This window comes from Achromobacter sp. T5-5, from assembly GCF_055397965.1.
Window position 1 is genome coordinate 2,509,097 of the sequence record NZ_AP027919.1, and the last position, 12,350, is coordinate 2,521,446.

The 12,350-nt window shown below is 66.5% G+C and carries 14 protein-coding genes; 8 read left to right on the forward strand and 6 right to left on the reverse strand.

Features of this window, described 5'->3' with window-relative positions; all coding sequences use genetic code 11:
* Positions 1 to 15 precede the first annotated feature (15 nt).
* Positions 16 to 1,299, reverse strand: a complete 1,284-nt coding sequence (locus tag ACZ50Q_RS11255) for an MFS transporter (protein ID WP_464081535.1) — start codon at positions 1,297 to 1,299, stop codon at positions 16 to 18.
* 123 nt (positions 1,300 to 1,422) lie between these two features.
* Between ACZ50Q_RS11255 and ACZ50Q_RS11260 the strand changes: the two genes are divergently transcribed.
* Both ACZ50Q_RS11260 and ACZ50Q_RS11265 read left to right on the forward strand, forming a co-directional pair.
* Positions 1,423 to 2,046 (forward strand): TetR/AcrR family transcriptional regulator, encoded by a 624-nt coding sequence (locus tag ACZ50Q_RS11260; protein ID WP_464081536.1) that lies wholly within the window; start codon positions 1,423 to 1,425, stop codon positions 2,044 to 2,046.
* Between the two features lie 181 nt (positions 2,047 to 2,227).
* Positions 2,228 to 2,449 (forward strand): XRE family transcriptional regulator, encoded by a 222-nt coding sequence (locus tag ACZ50Q_RS11265; protein ID WP_076520346.1) that lies wholly within the window; start codon positions 2,228 to 2,230, stop codon positions 2,447 to 2,449.
* Positions 2,450 to 2,525: 76 nt separating this feature from the next.
* Here ACZ50Q_RS11265 and ACZ50Q_RS11270 read toward each other — a convergent pair whose 3' ends face one another.
* Positions 2,526 to 3,815 carry an Nramp family divalent metal transporter gene (locus ACZ50Q_RS11270; protein WP_092580252.1) on the reverse strand — a complete coding sequence of 430 codons (1,290 nt, stop codon included), beginning with the start codon at positions 3,813 to 3,815 and terminating at the stop codon, positions 2,526 to 2,528.
* 141 nt (positions 3,816 to 3,956) lie between these two features.
* Positions 3,957 to 4,382, reverse strand: coding sequence for an OsmC family protein (locus tag ACZ50Q_RS11275; protein ID WP_076520348.1), 426 nt, complete (start codon positions 4,380 to 4,382; stop codon positions 3,957 to 3,959).
* A 279-nt stretch (positions 4,383 to 4,661) separates the two neighbouring features.
* Here ACZ50Q_RS11275 and ACZ50Q_RS11280 point away from each other — a divergent pair, with 279 nt between their 5' ends.
* From ACZ50Q_RS11280 to ACZ50Q_RS11305, 6 genes are all read left to right on the forward strand, one after another.
* Positions 4,662 to 5,816 (forward strand): ABC transporter substrate-binding protein, encoded by a 1,155-nt coding sequence (locus ACZ50Q_RS11280; protein ID WP_092580254.1) that lies wholly within the window; start codon positions 4,662 to 4,664, stop codon positions 5,814 to 5,816.
* Between the two features lie 177 nt (positions 5,817 to 5,993).
* A complete protein-coding gene (gene ehuB / locus ACZ50Q_RS11285) occupies positions 5,994 to 6,908 on the forward strand; it encodes an ectoine/hydroxyectoine ABC transporter substrate-binding protein EhuB (RefSeq protein WP_464081537.1) in 915 nt (304 codons plus the stop codon).
* Positions 6,909 to 6,917: 9 nt separating this feature from the next.
* Positions 6,918 to 7,571 carry an ectoine/hydroxyectoine ABC transporter permease subunit EhuC gene (gene ehuC, locus ACZ50Q_RS11290; protein WP_464081538.1) on the forward strand — a complete coding sequence of 218 codons (654 nt, stop codon included), beginning with the start codon at positions 6,918 to 6,920 and terminating at the stop codon, positions 7,569 to 7,571.
* The gene (gene ehuD, locus ACZ50Q_RS11295; RefSeq protein WP_464081539.1) at positions 7,568 to 8,239 is read left to right on the forward strand and encodes an ectoine/hydroxyectoine ABC transporter permease subunit EhuD; all 672 of its coding nucleotides are present in this window, start codon (positions 7,568 to 7,570) and stop codon (positions 8,237 to 8,239) included. Before ehuC ends, ehuD begins: the two co-directional genes overlap by 4 nt.
* Positions 8,236 to 9,006, forward strand: a complete 771-nt coding sequence (gene ehuA, locus ACZ50Q_RS11300; protein ID WP_092580260.1) for an ectoine/hydroxyectoine ABC transporter ATP-binding protein EhuA — start codon at positions 8,236 to 8,238, stop codon at positions 9,004 to 9,006. Before ehuD ends, ehuA begins: the two co-directional genes overlap by 4 nt.
* A 94-nt stretch (positions 9,007 to 9,100) precedes the next feature.
* Positions 9,101 to 10,213 carry an NADH:flavin oxidoreductase/NADH oxidase gene (locus ACZ50Q_RS11305; protein ID WP_464081540.1) on the forward strand — a complete coding sequence of 371 codons (1,113 nt, stop codon included), beginning with the start codon at positions 9,101 to 9,103 and terminating at the stop codon, positions 10,211 to 10,213.
* 89 nt (positions 10,214 to 10,302) lie between these two features.
* Here ACZ50Q_RS11305 and ACZ50Q_RS11310 read toward each other — a convergent pair whose 3' ends face one another.
* The 3 genes from ACZ50Q_RS11310 to ACZ50Q_RS11320 all read right to left on the reverse strand — a co-directional run bounded on the left by ACZ50Q_RS11310 (position 10,303) and on the right by ACZ50Q_RS11320 (position 12,252).
* A complete protein-coding gene (locus ACZ50Q_RS11310; RefSeq protein ID WP_464081981.1) occupies positions 10,303 to 10,953 on the reverse strand; it encodes a dUTP diphosphatase in 651 nt (216 codons plus the stop codon).
* A 107-nt stretch (positions 10,954 to 11,060) separates the two neighbouring features.
* Positions 11,061 to 11,600 carry a hypothetical protein gene (locus ACZ50Q_RS11315; RefSeq protein ID WP_464081541.1) on the reverse strand — a complete coding sequence of 180 codons (540 nt, stop codon included), beginning with the start codon at positions 11,598 to 11,600 and terminating at the stop codon, positions 11,061 to 11,063.
* Positions 11,601 to 11,613: 13 nt separating this feature from the next.
* Positions 11,614 to 12,252 (reverse strand): DedA family protein, encoded by a 639-nt coding sequence (locus tag ACZ50Q_RS11320; RefSeq protein WP_076520356.1) that lies wholly within the window; start codon positions 12,250 to 12,252, stop codon positions 11,614 to 11,616.
* Positions 12,253 to 12,350: the final 98 nt, after the last annotated feature.

Here is a 12,350-nt window from a genome sequence, read left to right on the forward strand (position 1 = left end):
CTGCGCCGCGTCGCTTCAGGCCGGCTGCGCCACCGCGCGCCGTCGGCCGATCATCAGGGCCAGCACGGCGGCGATGATGCCTGTTGCGCCCGAAATCACGAAGGCCATCAGGTAATTGCCCTGCGCCTCGCGCAGCGCGCCCGCCATCCACGCGGCGCTGGCCGCGCCCATCTGGTGGCCCGCCACGATCCAGCCGAACACGATGGAGGCGTCGCGTTCGCCAAAGGCTTCGGTCGTCAGGCGCAGCGTCGGCGGCACTGTGGCGATCCAGTCCAGTCCGAAGAAGATCGCGAAGATCGACAGGCTGTAGAACGAGAAATCGGAATAGGGCAGGTACATCAGCGACAGGCCGCGCAGCGCGTAGTAGACGAAAAGCAGCTTGCGCGGATCGTAGCGGTCGGTAAGCCATCCCGACGCCGTGGTGCCCAGCAGATCGAAGATCCCCATCATGGCCAGCAGGCCCGCCGCCTGGACCTCGGGCATGCCGTGGTCCCCGCAGAGCGCGATCAGATGCGTGCCGACCAGGCCGTTCGTGGTGAAGCCGCACACGAAGAATGTGGCAAAGAGATACCAGAAGGTGCGCGTCCTGGCGGCGCGGGCCAGCGTGCCGAAGGTGGCCGCCAGCATGCCGGTGCGCGGCGCGGCGGCCGCGGGCGGGGCCAGCGGATCGCTGCCGAACGGCGCGACGCCGACGCTGGACGGCCGGTCGGGAACCAGCCACCAGGCCAGCGGCACCAGCGCCGCGGCGGCGCCAGCGACCGTCCAGACTACGCGCGTCCAGTCGCCCGACGAGGCCAGCGCGGCCAGCACGGGCAGGAACACCAGCGTGCCGGTGGCGGCGCTGGCGGTCAGCAAGCCCATCATCAGCCCGCGATGCTTGACGAACCAGCGATTGACCACGGTCGCGCCCATCACAATGGCGACGGCGCCCGAACTGAGGCCCGAGAACACCCCCCAGGTCATGATCAGGTGCCAGGGCTCGGTCATGTACGCGCTGACCGCGCTGGACGCTGACATCAGGATCAGCGCGCCGATCAGCACGCGCCGAAGCCCGAAGCGCTCCATCGCGGCGGCGGCGAAGGGGCCCACCAGGCCGTAGAGAAAGATGCCCAGGGCCGCAGCGAAGGAAATGGTGCTGCGGCTCCAGCCAAAGGCTTCCTCCAGCGGCACCAGCAGCACGCTGGGCGACGACCTCAGCCCGGCGGCCACCAGGAGCGACAGAAAAATCACCCCGACGACGACGAACGCATATTTCTGGCCGGCGTGGCGGAATGGGAAGGGAGGGCGGGCTATACTCATGTTACTGACCGGTACGTATTGCGGTTCGCGCATAGTACGTACCGGTCAGTAACATCGTCAAGCATTTCTTGGCGACCCTGTTTTCGGGCATGCCGCGCGCAGCCCGCAGAAAAGGAGCCGAGCATGGCCAGCAAGACCCAGACCCCCACCTCCGCGCCGGCGACCGGCAAACCGGCTGCCAAGCCACTGCCCGCGGCCGACCGCATCCGCAAAACGGCGCGCGAGATGTTCTACCGCGACGGCATCCGCGCCGTCGGCGTCGATGCGATCGTGACCCAGGCAGGGGTGACCAAGCCCAGCCTGTACCGCAGCTTTTCGTCCAAGGACGAACTGGCGGCAACCTACCTGCGCGACTATGACGCCGAGTTCTGGGCGCGCTTTGACGCGGCCTGCGCTGCCCATCCCGGCGATCCGCGGGCCCAATTGCTGGAGTACCTGAGGGGCATGGCCGGTCGCGCCGTCCAGAACGGCTACCGCGGCTGCGGCCTGACGAACGCGGCGGTCGAGTATCCGGATTCGGACCATCCGGCGCGTGCCGTGGCGGTGGCGCACAAGCAGGAATTGCGCCGCCGGTTGAACGCCATGACGGCCGGGATGGGCGCGTCCGATCCCGAGGCCCTGGCCGACGGTCTGCTGCTGCTGATCGAGGGCGCCTTCGTGTCAAGCCAGCTGTTTGGCCAGGGCGGGCCGGCCGGCAGGGTCGCCGAAATGGCCGATAAGCTGATCCAGGCGCACATGCCAGGCTGATTCTTGGCTTAATCCGCACAAAACCGGTGCGCAAACAGGTGCCGCATGCACCGTTGTGGTGGTGTTTGTACCCATTGCACAACGAAGAAAAAAATGTTTGGCTTTTTTATTGCAACGCAGCATACGCGGATCTAAGATGGATTCACGTTGTTCCACATCGCGCTTTCTCAAGGAGAGAATCATGAGCGATACCGCGTTGAAAAATGCCCGTATGTCGGATGCGCTGGAGCGGTCCTTGATCCGCGAGGCCATCAAGGCGGAAACCCTGTCCGGTTCGTCCACGGCCTCCCGCTGGTTGCGCCTGAAGGTGCGCATGGCCGGTTTCGGCGGCGCCGTCGGCGAGATCCTGCACAACATGGACGCCGGCCGACGCCAGCACCCGGTCGTTTCCGCGTACCACTGAAGTACTACGCCAGAAAAAACGCCAGCTTTGATCGCTGGCGTTTTTTTGTGCCTGGCCGGGCCCGCCCCGGCTTTGTTCAGGCCACGATGTCCAGCAGCAGATACCCATCCAGCACGATGATTCCCACGGTTGCGCCGATGGCCGCCCATGCCCAGGCGCCGCGCAGCACGTAGCGTCCCATCAGGCGCTTGCGGCAGGCCAGGACCACCAGCGGACCCAGCGCGAAGGGCAGGGCCAGGCTCAGGATGACCTGGCTGAGCACCAGCAATCCATCGGGATCCTGGCCGCCCGTCCAGGCCAGCAGGCCCATGGCGGCGGCGCCCGCGATCAGGCGCGTCATGAGCGCGCGGCGCCGGTCCGACCAATTGCTGCCCACCTGGAAACCCTGTGACAGGATGCGGCCGGCGAGCACGCCCGTGATGGTTGAGCTTTGTCCCGCGGCATAGAGCGCCACGGCAAAGACGACGGCGGCTCCGATCCCAAGCGTGTGTCCAATCACCGCATGCGCGTCATCCAGGCTGGACACGACCATGCCGGCACCGGAGAGGGACGCCGCAGCCACGATCATGATGGCCGAATTGATCAGCATGGCCACGCCCAGCGACACGATGGTGTCGTTGCGCGCCACCCGCATCGCCATATCTCGCGCTTGGGGCGGAAGATCCCGCGCCCGCTGCGCCAGCGAGCCGGAATGCAGATAGAGGTTGTGCGGCATGAGGGTGGCGCCCAGGATGCCCAACGCAATCAGGAAGCCCTGCGGGTCGCGCAACGCCTTGCCGGTTTCCGTCACGCCGTGCGCCACTTCCGTCCAGGCCGGATTGGCCTTGAACAGCAGGAACACGAACGACAGCGCCACCACCGACAGCAGCAGCGCGATCACGCGCTCGTGCCGGTCGGCATTGCCGCGCGTCAGGGCCAGCACGGCAAATGTGCCGATGCCCGTGACGGCGACGCCCGCGATCAGCGGCAGATTGAACAGCAGCCGCAGCGCAATCGCGCCGCCGATCAGTTCGGCCAGTGCAGTTGCCAGGATCGCGGCCTCGCCGGCCAGCCAGGCCGTCTTGGCAAGACGCGGCGACAGGTGGCGCGCGGTGAGGGTGGCCAGGTCCTGGCCCGTGGCCAGCGCCAGGCGCGACACCAGCACCTGGAAGCCCAGCGCCAGAAAGGCCGACGTGATGACGACCATGAGCAGGCCGTAGCCGAAGCCGCTGCCTCCCGCGATGTCGGTGGCCCAATTGCCCGGATCTATGTAGCCGACGGCCACCAGGATGCCGGATCCGACCATCCGGCGCAGGTTGGCGGACACCCGCGCATCTTGCGCCAGGACGGCATTGCCGCCGGATATCGCGTAAATGAATCGGGTCATGTGCTGCTCCTGAGAATAGTTCTCATCTTCCGGAAGCAGCCGCGGACCGTCAAATTGATTTTGGCCAAGCCCGGGATAGGGCGGGCCAATGATCCGGCCCCCTCAAAGGCCGGACCCTGTGTGCGCGCGTAGGCGCGGCGATCAGGATTTCAGCTTGGCGTCCATCGAGATCTTTGCGTTCAGCACCTTGGAGACCGGGCAGCCCTTTTCTGCCTTGCGTGCGGCCTCTTCGAAGGCCTCGGCCGACGCGCCGGGGATGACGGCTTCGACGGTGAGGTGGACGGCGGTGATGGAAAAGCCGTCATCGACCTTGTCCAGCGTGACTTCCGCCTTGGTGTCCAGGCTTTGCGCGACCATGCCGGCCTCGGACAGGATGTTGGACAGCGCCATCGTGAAGCAGCCGGCGTGCGCGGCGCCCAGCAGTTCTTCGGGATTGGTGCCGGGGGTGTCGCCGAACCGGGTGTTGAAGCCGTAGGGTTGGCTCTTGAGCGCGCCGCTCTGCGTGGAAATCGTGCCTTTGCCAGTCTTCAGATCGCCGGTCCAGGCGGCGGTTGCGGTCTTCTTCATACGTGACTCCTGGTTGGGACGCGGCCGCGTGCGGGCGCGTCCGGGGTGGGGGACGCGCCATCGCCGGGACGGCGCGCCTTGCCTCAGGCGGCATCGTCGATGATACGGCCCGCCACCCGCCTGGGCGCTGAAAACGCCGGTACGCAACGGCAAGCCGATGTAACGGGGGGCGCGGCCGGCGCCGGGGCCGCCGCAACAGGCCGATCTGGTCAAAAGGCGCCGCTTGCGCATCAGGCAAAATAGCGGCATCTCCTTCACTTCCTCCCAAGAGCCGTAGTCATGCCTCGCATCCTTGCCCGCTACGCCTGCGCCGTCGCGCTGGCCGTTCCCGCCCTGTCCGCACAAGCCGAAATCGTGATCGGCGTGGACGTGTCCACCACGGGCCCCGCCGCCGCCATCGGCATCCAGACCAACAACGCGATCCGGCTCTGGCCCAATACGCTGGGCGGCGAGCCCGCGCGCTATGTGGTGCTGGACGACGGCACCGACGTGAGCCGCGCGGTGAAGAACATGCGCAAGCTGACCTCCGAGGACAAGGTCGATGCCATCGTCGGCCCCAACATCACGGCGTCCGCGCTGGCCGCGCTGGACGTGCTGGCCGAAACCAAGACCCCGATGATCGCCCTTGCCGCGTCCAGCGTCATCGTCGAGCCGCAGTCCGATCCCAAGCGCACCTGGGCCTTCAAGATGCCGCAGAACGACTCGCTGATGGCGACGGTCCTGGTCGAGGACATGAAGAAAAAGGGCCTGAAGAACGTGGCCTTCATCGGCTTTGCGGATTCCTATGGCGACAGCTGGTGGAAGGAATTCTCGGCCGCGGCCGGTTCCGATCTGAAGCTCGTGGCGCAGGAACGCTTCCAGCGCACCGATGCCTCGGTCGTCGGCCAGGTGCTGAAGGTCATCGCGGCCAAGCCGGACGCGGTGCTGATCGCCGGCTCGGGCACGCCGGCGGCGCTGCCGCAGAAGACGCTGCTGGAACGCGGCTACACGGGCGCCATCTACCAGACGCATGGCATCGGCACGCTGGAGTTCCTGCAGGTGGGCGGCAAGGACGTCGAAGGCACCCTGTTCCCGACGGGGCCCGGCGTCGTCGCGCGGGAATTGCCCGATTCCAACCCGGTCAAGAAGGTGGCCGTGGAATTCGCGGACAAGTACGAACAGCAATACGGCCCCAACACCCTGACGCAGTTTGCGGGCGACGCGTACGGCGCCTGGATGCTGCTGGACTCGGCCGTGTCTCGCGCCTTGAAGACGGGCGCCAAGCCCGGCACGCCGGAGTTCCGCCTGGCCCTGCGCGATGCGCTGGAGCAGACGCGCGACCTGGTGGTGCCCAACGGCGTGCTCAACATCACCAAGGACAATCACCAGGGGTTCGACGAGCGCGCCCGCGTCATGGGCACCGTCAAGAACGGGCGGTTCTCCTACGCGCAATAAAGGGTGCCATATACCCCTACAGTTCGTAACATGTCCTGACGCCCCATAGGGCAATGGGCGGCAAAAGCAGGCTTAGGCCTGCTTTTTTTCGGCTATATCATTCGTGTAGAAATCATTTAATAGCGTATTATTTTTAGTGAAGCCATGTACCTAGAAATAAATACGGGAGAAATTTCCATGACCTTGATCCGTTCCAGACGTCTGCTGTTGGCCCTGAGCCTGGGCATTCTTGCGGCTTGCTCCGACTCCGGCGCCGACAAGACCACGGCGGCGGCCGGCGGCGCGGCCGGGACCGGCACCAGCACCCTCGAGGCCGCCAAGGCGGCCGGCAAGATCCGGATCGGTTACGCCAATGAAGCGCCGTTTGCCTACATGGACAGCAAAGAGGCCAAGGTCACCGGCGAATCCGTCGAAATCGCCCGCGTGGTGCTCAAGCGCATGGGCATCAATGAGGTCGAAGGCGTGCTGACGGAATTCGGCTCGCTGATCCCGGGCCTGGCCGCCAAGCGCTTCGACATCATCGCGGCCGGCATGTACGTCACGCCGGAACGCTGCAAACAGGTGGCATTCTCGGACCCGACGTATGGCGTGGGCGAAGCGTTCCTGGTCCAGGAAGGCAATCCGAAAAAACTGCACAGTTATGAAGACGTCGCCAAGAACCCCGACGCCAAGCTGGGCGTGGTGGTCGGCGCCATCGAAGGCGAGTATGCCGAGAAGGTCAAGATCCCCTCGGACCAGGTCGTGGTGTTTCCGGATGCCGTCAGCGCGCTGTCGGGCGTGCAGGCCGGCCGCGCCGACGCCTACGCGGCGACCGCGCTCACCATCAACGACCTGATGGTCAAGACGCAAGAGGGCAGCGGGCTGGAAAAAGCCGATCCGTTTACCGACCCGGTGATCGACGGCAAGGGCGTGCGCGGCTATGGCGCGTATGCCTTCCGCACGGACGACAAGGCGTTTGCCGACGCCTTCAATGCCGAACTGGCCAAGTTCATCGGCACCGACGAGCACAAGAAGCTCGTCGAGCCGTTCGGCTTTACTGCCCAAGAGCTGCCCCAGGGCGTGACCGCAGAAAAGCTCTGCGCCGGAAAGTAAGGGGCGCCGATGTCGTTCTTTTCGGAACCTATCGCGGAGCTCGTCCCGCCGCTCCTTGAGGGGCTGGGCGTCACGCTCCAGATCCTGGCGGGGGCGGTGGTCCTGGCCGTGCCGCTGGCGCTGCTGTCCGGCATGGGACGCCTGTCCTCCGTGCGGCCGGTGCGGTGGCTGGCCTCGGTCTATGTCGAAGTCTTCCGCGGCACCTCCGCCCTGGTGCAGCTCTTCTGGTTTTATTTCGTGCTGCCCCTGTTCGGCATGCAGTTGCCGGCCATGCTGGTGGGCATCGTGGTGCTGGCGCTGAACGCCGGCGCTTATGGCGCGGAAGTGGTGCGGGGCGCCATCCGGGCGGTCCCGCCCGGACAGCGCGAAGCCGGCGTGGCGCTGAACCTGACCCGCCGGCAGATCATGCGGCGCATCGTGCTGCCGCAAGCAGTGCCCGCGATGTTGCCGCCCGCGGGCAACCTGCTGATCGAACTGCTGAAGAACACCGCGCTGGTGTCGCTGATCACGATCACCGACCTGACGTTCCGCGGCCAATTGCTGCGCAGCGAAACCCTGCGCACGACCGAGATCTTCACCTTGATGCTGCTGATGTATTTCGCGGTGGCCCTGCTGATCACCGCGGGCGTGCGCCTGCTTGAGCGGAGGGTCCGGATCCGATGACGCCGATTTTCGATTGGTCTTTCGCACTGGAAATCCTGCCCACGCTGGGGTCGGCGCTAGTCATCACGATCCAGGCCACCGTGCTGGGCATGCTGGTGGCGGTCACGCTGGGCCTGGTGCTTGCGATGCTGCGCCGTTCCCGGCTGCGCCTCGTGTCGCTGCCCACGGCGTTCTTCATCGAGTTCGTGCGCAGCACGCCGCTGCTGGTGCAGATGTATTTCCTGTTCTATGTGCTGCCCCTGACCGGCGTCCAGATGTCGCCGCTCATGACCGGGATCGTGGCGCTGGGCCTGCACTATGCGACCTACTGCGCCGAGGTCTACCGCGCCGGCATCGAAGCCGTGCCGCGTGGCCAATGGGAGGCGGCCACGGCACTGAACATGTCGCGCTGGCGGACTGCGGTGGGCGTGGTGCTGCCCCAGGCGATCCCGCCCGTGGTGCCCGCGCTGGGCAACTACCTGGTGGCGATGTTCAAGGACACGCCGCTGCTGTCGGCCATTACCGTGGTCGAACTGCTGCAGCAAAGCAAGATGATCGGTTCGTCGACGTTCCGGTACACCGAACCCCTGACCCTGGTGGGCCTGCTGTTCCTGGCGCTGAGCCTGGTCGCGGCGTGGGGTGTGCGCGGCCTGGAGGCCCGCCTGCAACGATATGGAGGAAAGCGATGAGCGCCAGCCTGAACATCAGGAATCTGCACAAACGATACGGAGACCTGGAAGTCCTGCGCGGCATCAATCTCGAGATACCCGCCGGCCAGACGGTGGCCGTCATCGGCCCCTCGGGGTCGGGCAAGTCCACCTTGCTGCGCGTGCTGATGACGCTGGACCAGCCCACCAGCGGCGATATCGAGATCGACGGCGAGTCGATGTGGACGGACGCGCAGGGCCGCCCCGTCGGCCCCAATTCCGACCACCTGCGCAAGGTGCGCGGCAAGATCGGCATGGTGTTCCAGCACTTCAACCTGTTTCCGCACATGACGGCGCTGGGCAACGCCATGGAAGCGCCCATGCATGTGCTGGGCATGACCCGCAGCCAGGCGCGCGAACGTGCCGTGGAATACCTGGACATGGTTGGCCTGGGCGACAAGCTGGACGTCTATCCGGCGCAACTGTCCGGGGGGCAGAAGCAGCGCGTGGGCATCGCGCGAGCGCTGGCCATGTGTCCCGAGATCATGCTGTTCGACGAAGTCACGTCCGCGCTGGATCCGGAGCTGGTGGGCGGGATCCTGCAGATCCTGCGCGATCTGTCCGCCCGCCGCAGCATGACGATGATCATCGTCACGCACCAGATGAAATTCGCCGAACGCAGCTCCGACCGGACGCTCTTCTTCGATCAGGGCAACATCGTCGAGGACGCGGAATCGTCGGTGCTGTTCAGCCAGCCCAAGGAGCCGCGCACGCGCCAGTTCCTGGATTCGGTGATCGAGGGGCAGTAGCCGCCCGGTTTAACCCTGCCGGGGGCGTTGGGATTGGCGATGCCGGCTTTCGCGGGCGCTATGCTGTGGCGTCCAACGCTTCGGAGCCCCACGCATGAGTCACCTGTTCAGCCCCACGACCCTCGGCAATGTTTCCCTGCCCAACCGCATCGTCATCGCGCCGATGTGCGAATACTCCGCCGAAGAAGGCTGTGCCACCGATTGGCACATGATCCATCTGGGGAACCTGGCCCTGTCGGGCGCCGGGCTGCTCTTCGTCGAAGCCACCGCGGTGGAGGCCGATGGCCGCATTTCTCCGGGCGACCTCGGCCTGTGGTCCGACGAAACGGAAGCCGCGCTGGGCCGGGTGGTCGCCGCCGTGCGCCGCTATTCGCCGATCAAGCTGGGCATCCAGCTTGGGCACGCCGGCCGCAAGGCGTCCAGCGACGCGCCCTGGAATGGCGGCCAGCTCGTGCCCGAAAGCGCCGGCGGCTGGCTGGGCTGGGCGCCTTCCGCCGTGCCGCATAATGACCAGGAGCCCGCGCCGCGCGCACTGGACGCGGCGGGTCTGGCGCGCGTGCGAGACGCCTATGTCGCCAGCGCGAAGCGCGCGCTGCGCCTGGGATTCGACGCCATCGAGGTGCACGCCGCGCACGGCTATCTGCTGCATCAATTCCTGTCGCCGCTGTCCAACCGGCGCGACGACGCCTATGGCGGCTCGCTGGAAAACCGCATGCGTTTTCCGCTGGAAGTGTTTGAGGCGCTGCGCGAGGTCACGCCGTCGTCCGTGGCGCTGGGCGTGCGCGTCTCGGCGACCGACTGGGTCGAGGGCGGGTGGGACCTGGAGCAGACCCTGGCGTTTGCGCAGGCGCTGAAGGCGCGCGGCTGCGAGTTCATCGACGTGTCCAGCGGCGGCGTGTCGCCGCAGCAGAAGATTCCGGTCGGGCCGAACTACCAGGTGCCCTTCGCCGAGGAGATCAAGCGCCGGATCGGCATGCCGACGATTACGGTGGGCCTGATCACCGAGGCGCAGCAGGCCGAAGACATCCTGGCGCAGGGCAAGGCCGACATGGTCGCGCTGGCGCGCGGCATGCTCTACAACCCGCGCTGGCCGTGGCATGCCGCGGCCCAGCTTGGCGGCCAGGTCGACGCACCGCGCCAGTATTGGCGGTCGCAGCCGCGCGAGTTGAAGTCGTTGTTCGGGGAAACGCGCTTCGGCCAGCGGTAGGCGGGAAGCGCCGGCCCGGATGCGCCGGGCCGAAATGGCGGGAAAAAGGGCGGGCAAAAGGGCAAGCCAAAGCGCCCGCCGACAGCATCCTACAGGCGCGAATACGCCGCTTCCAGCTCGCGATGCAGGACCTCGGCAAAGTCTGGGCTGGCCGGGTCCTGCTGCGACAGCAGGCGGGCCAGGACGACGTTGTCTTCCTCGCCGTTCCAGATCTTGATGTAGGTGCCTTCCTTGTAGCCGTGCTGCTGCCGGAAGATGTTCAGGACGTTCTTGGAAACGTACTGCGTGTAGGCGTCGTTCCAGCTCATCTCGCACGCGCGCATGGTCTGTTCCAGCACCTTGAAGCTGGCGCGTCCGCACACTGCCAGTCCGCCGATGAGCTCGAGCAGCTCGGGCACGTTCAGCGCGTCCAGCGCGTGGGTCTTACCGTCCAGCGCAACGCTGGCGGGCGAGGCCAGATCGGCGACCAGGGCGCGCGCGGCGGCCTCGACGTCTCCGCCAGCTTCGACGATGGTGTGCGACAGGTAGAAGTGCAGGATGTCGACCAGCTCCATCTGCACCTGCGGCAGGTCAATCGTCTGCTTTTTCCACCACTTCCAGCCGTAGTGCTCCAGGGCCTCGGCCGATTCGACGAAGGCGGCGCGCAGGAAGCGGGCGCCGCCGTTGACCCAGTCCGGATTGATCATGCTGTTCAGGTGGCCTTGCAGCTTCAGCATCGTGGCCGCCTGGGCCTGGTTCAATCCGACTACGTTGTTCACTTTCACTCCGGGAGACGTGGGGGCTGTTCAATGGGCGGAAATGTTAGCACCATCGCTTGGCAACCCCGCCTTGCACCACCTCCCGGGCCTCAGCCGCCGTCCTTGCGGTACGACGACGGCGTCAGCGGCGGCAGCTTGTCCAGGGGCGTCTTGCGCGGATTGCGCGCGCCGCTGGCCGCCTTGAACAGCATGAAGGCAAAGAAGGCCAGGAAGAGGGCGGGCATCAGCTCGTCAAATTCGAATTCAGGACTGTGCAGCGCCCGGAAGGCGATGTTCGCGGCGGCCCAGCCCGCCATGATGCCGGCAATCGTCAGCACGACGCCAATCTTGCGCTGGCGCGCGCGCCGGGCGAGCGTGAGCGTGACGTCGTCCGGCTGGCCGGGGACGGACGCCACCGGCGCCTGCGTGGTGCGCGAGTGGGGAGCAGGGGACGCGGTATTGCCCCAGGGGGCATCGGACAGCGAGCCGGGCGTGGCGGACGGCGGCGCCGGGACGGGCGCGGGCGCCTGCTGGGCCGGCCTGCGGCCTTCCCGGCGGGTTGCGATGTGGCCGGGCGACCCGCCCGCGCGGGTCAGCTCTTCGATATAGCGCGCGAAATCGCCGTTCTTGGGCTCGGCATCGATGGCCATGAGGCTCTCCGGATCAATTGCCCCGCCGCACGCGCACCGGTTGGCGGCGCTTGCGCACCATGGCGAGGAGTAGCCCGCATCCTAGCAAAACCGACAGCCCGGCGCCGATCATCATGCCGATCTGCTGGGCGTTCTCCGCCGCACCCAGGCTGCGCGCCGTGATGTAGCCGGGCGCCAGCATCAGCGGCATCCAGAGCACGGCCGACAGCACGTTCGCCAACTGAAAGCGCGCTTGCGTCATGCCCATCACGCCGGCCACGGTGGGAATGGTGGACCGGATGGGGCCCAGGAAGCGGCCGATCAGCACCGACGCAAAGCCGTAGCGGTAAAAGAACAGGCGGGCACGCGCCACGGCGGTCCGCTGCTGCTTGAGGGGCCAGCGCCGCAGCACCCCCGGTCCCGCCCAGCGCCCGAGCCAGTACGACAGGGCATCGCCGACGATGGCGCCCGCGACGCCCCAGGCCACCACGCCCCATGGCGATAAGGTGCCGGAGCCGATGAGGCCGCCGGTGAGCAGCATCAGGGCCGTGGCGGGAATGAACAGGCCCAGGAGTACGATGGACTCGCCCAACGTGAGCAGGAATGTAATCGGCCCGGCCCAGGCCTGATTGGCTTCGATGAACTGGCCGATCTGGGTGATGTATTCATCCATGGATGCAAAGTTGAAAATTAGCTGAACGCAATCGGGTATGTTAACGCCTGCGCGGCCGGCCGAAAGACGCCTCGGCCATATGGCGCAGGCTCAACGTT

Coding starts and splice junctions, on each gene's coding strand:
- ACZ50Q_RS11255 (WP_464081535.1), bottom strand. CDS start 1,299: ATGAGTATAGCCCGCCCTCCCTTCCCATTCCGCCACGCCGGCCAGAAA.
- ACZ50Q_RS11260 (WP_464081536.1), top strand. CDS start 1,423: ATGGCCAGCAAGACCCAGACCCCCACCTCCGCGCCGGCGACCGGCAAA.
- ACZ50Q_RS11265 (WP_076520346.1), top strand. CDS start 2,228: ATGAGCGATACCGCGTTGAAAAATGCCCGTATGTCGGATGCGCTGGAG.
- ACZ50Q_RS11270 (WP_092580252.1), bottom strand. CDS start 3,815: ATGACCCGATTCATTTACGCGATATCCGGCGGCAATGCCGTCCTGGCG.
- ACZ50Q_RS11275 (WP_076520348.1), bottom strand. CDS start 4,382: ATGAAGAAGACCGCAACCGCCGCCTGGACCGGCGATCTGAAGACTGGC.
- ACZ50Q_RS11280 (WP_092580254.1), top strand. CDS start 4,662: ATGCCTCGCATCCTTGCCCGCTACGCCTGCGCCGTCGCGCTGGCCGTT.
- ehuB (WP_464081537.1), top strand. CDS start 5,994: ATGACCTTGATCCGTTCCAGACGTCTGCTGTTGGCCCTGAGCCTGGGC.
- ehuC (WP_464081538.1), top strand. CDS start 6,918: ATGTCGTTCTTTTCGGAACCTATCGCGGAGCTCGTCCCGCCGCTCCTT.
- ehuD (WP_464081539.1), top strand. CDS start 7,568: ATGACGCCGATTTTCGATTGGTCTTTCGCACTGGAAATCCTGCCCACG.
- ehuA (WP_092580260.1), top strand. CDS start 8,236: ATGAGCGCCAGCCTGAACATCAGGAATCTGCACAAACGATACGGAGAC.
- ACZ50Q_RS11305 (WP_464081540.1), top strand. CDS start 9,101: ATGAGTCACCTGTTCAGCCCCACGACCCTCGGCAATGTTTCCCTGCCC.
- ACZ50Q_RS11315 (WP_464081541.1), bottom strand. CDS start 11,600: ATGGCCATCGATGCCGAGCCCAAGAACGGCGATTTCGCGCGCTATATC.
- ACZ50Q_RS11320 (WP_076520356.1), bottom strand. CDS start 12,252: ATGGATGAATACATCACCCAGATCGGCCAGTTCATCGAAGCCAATCAG.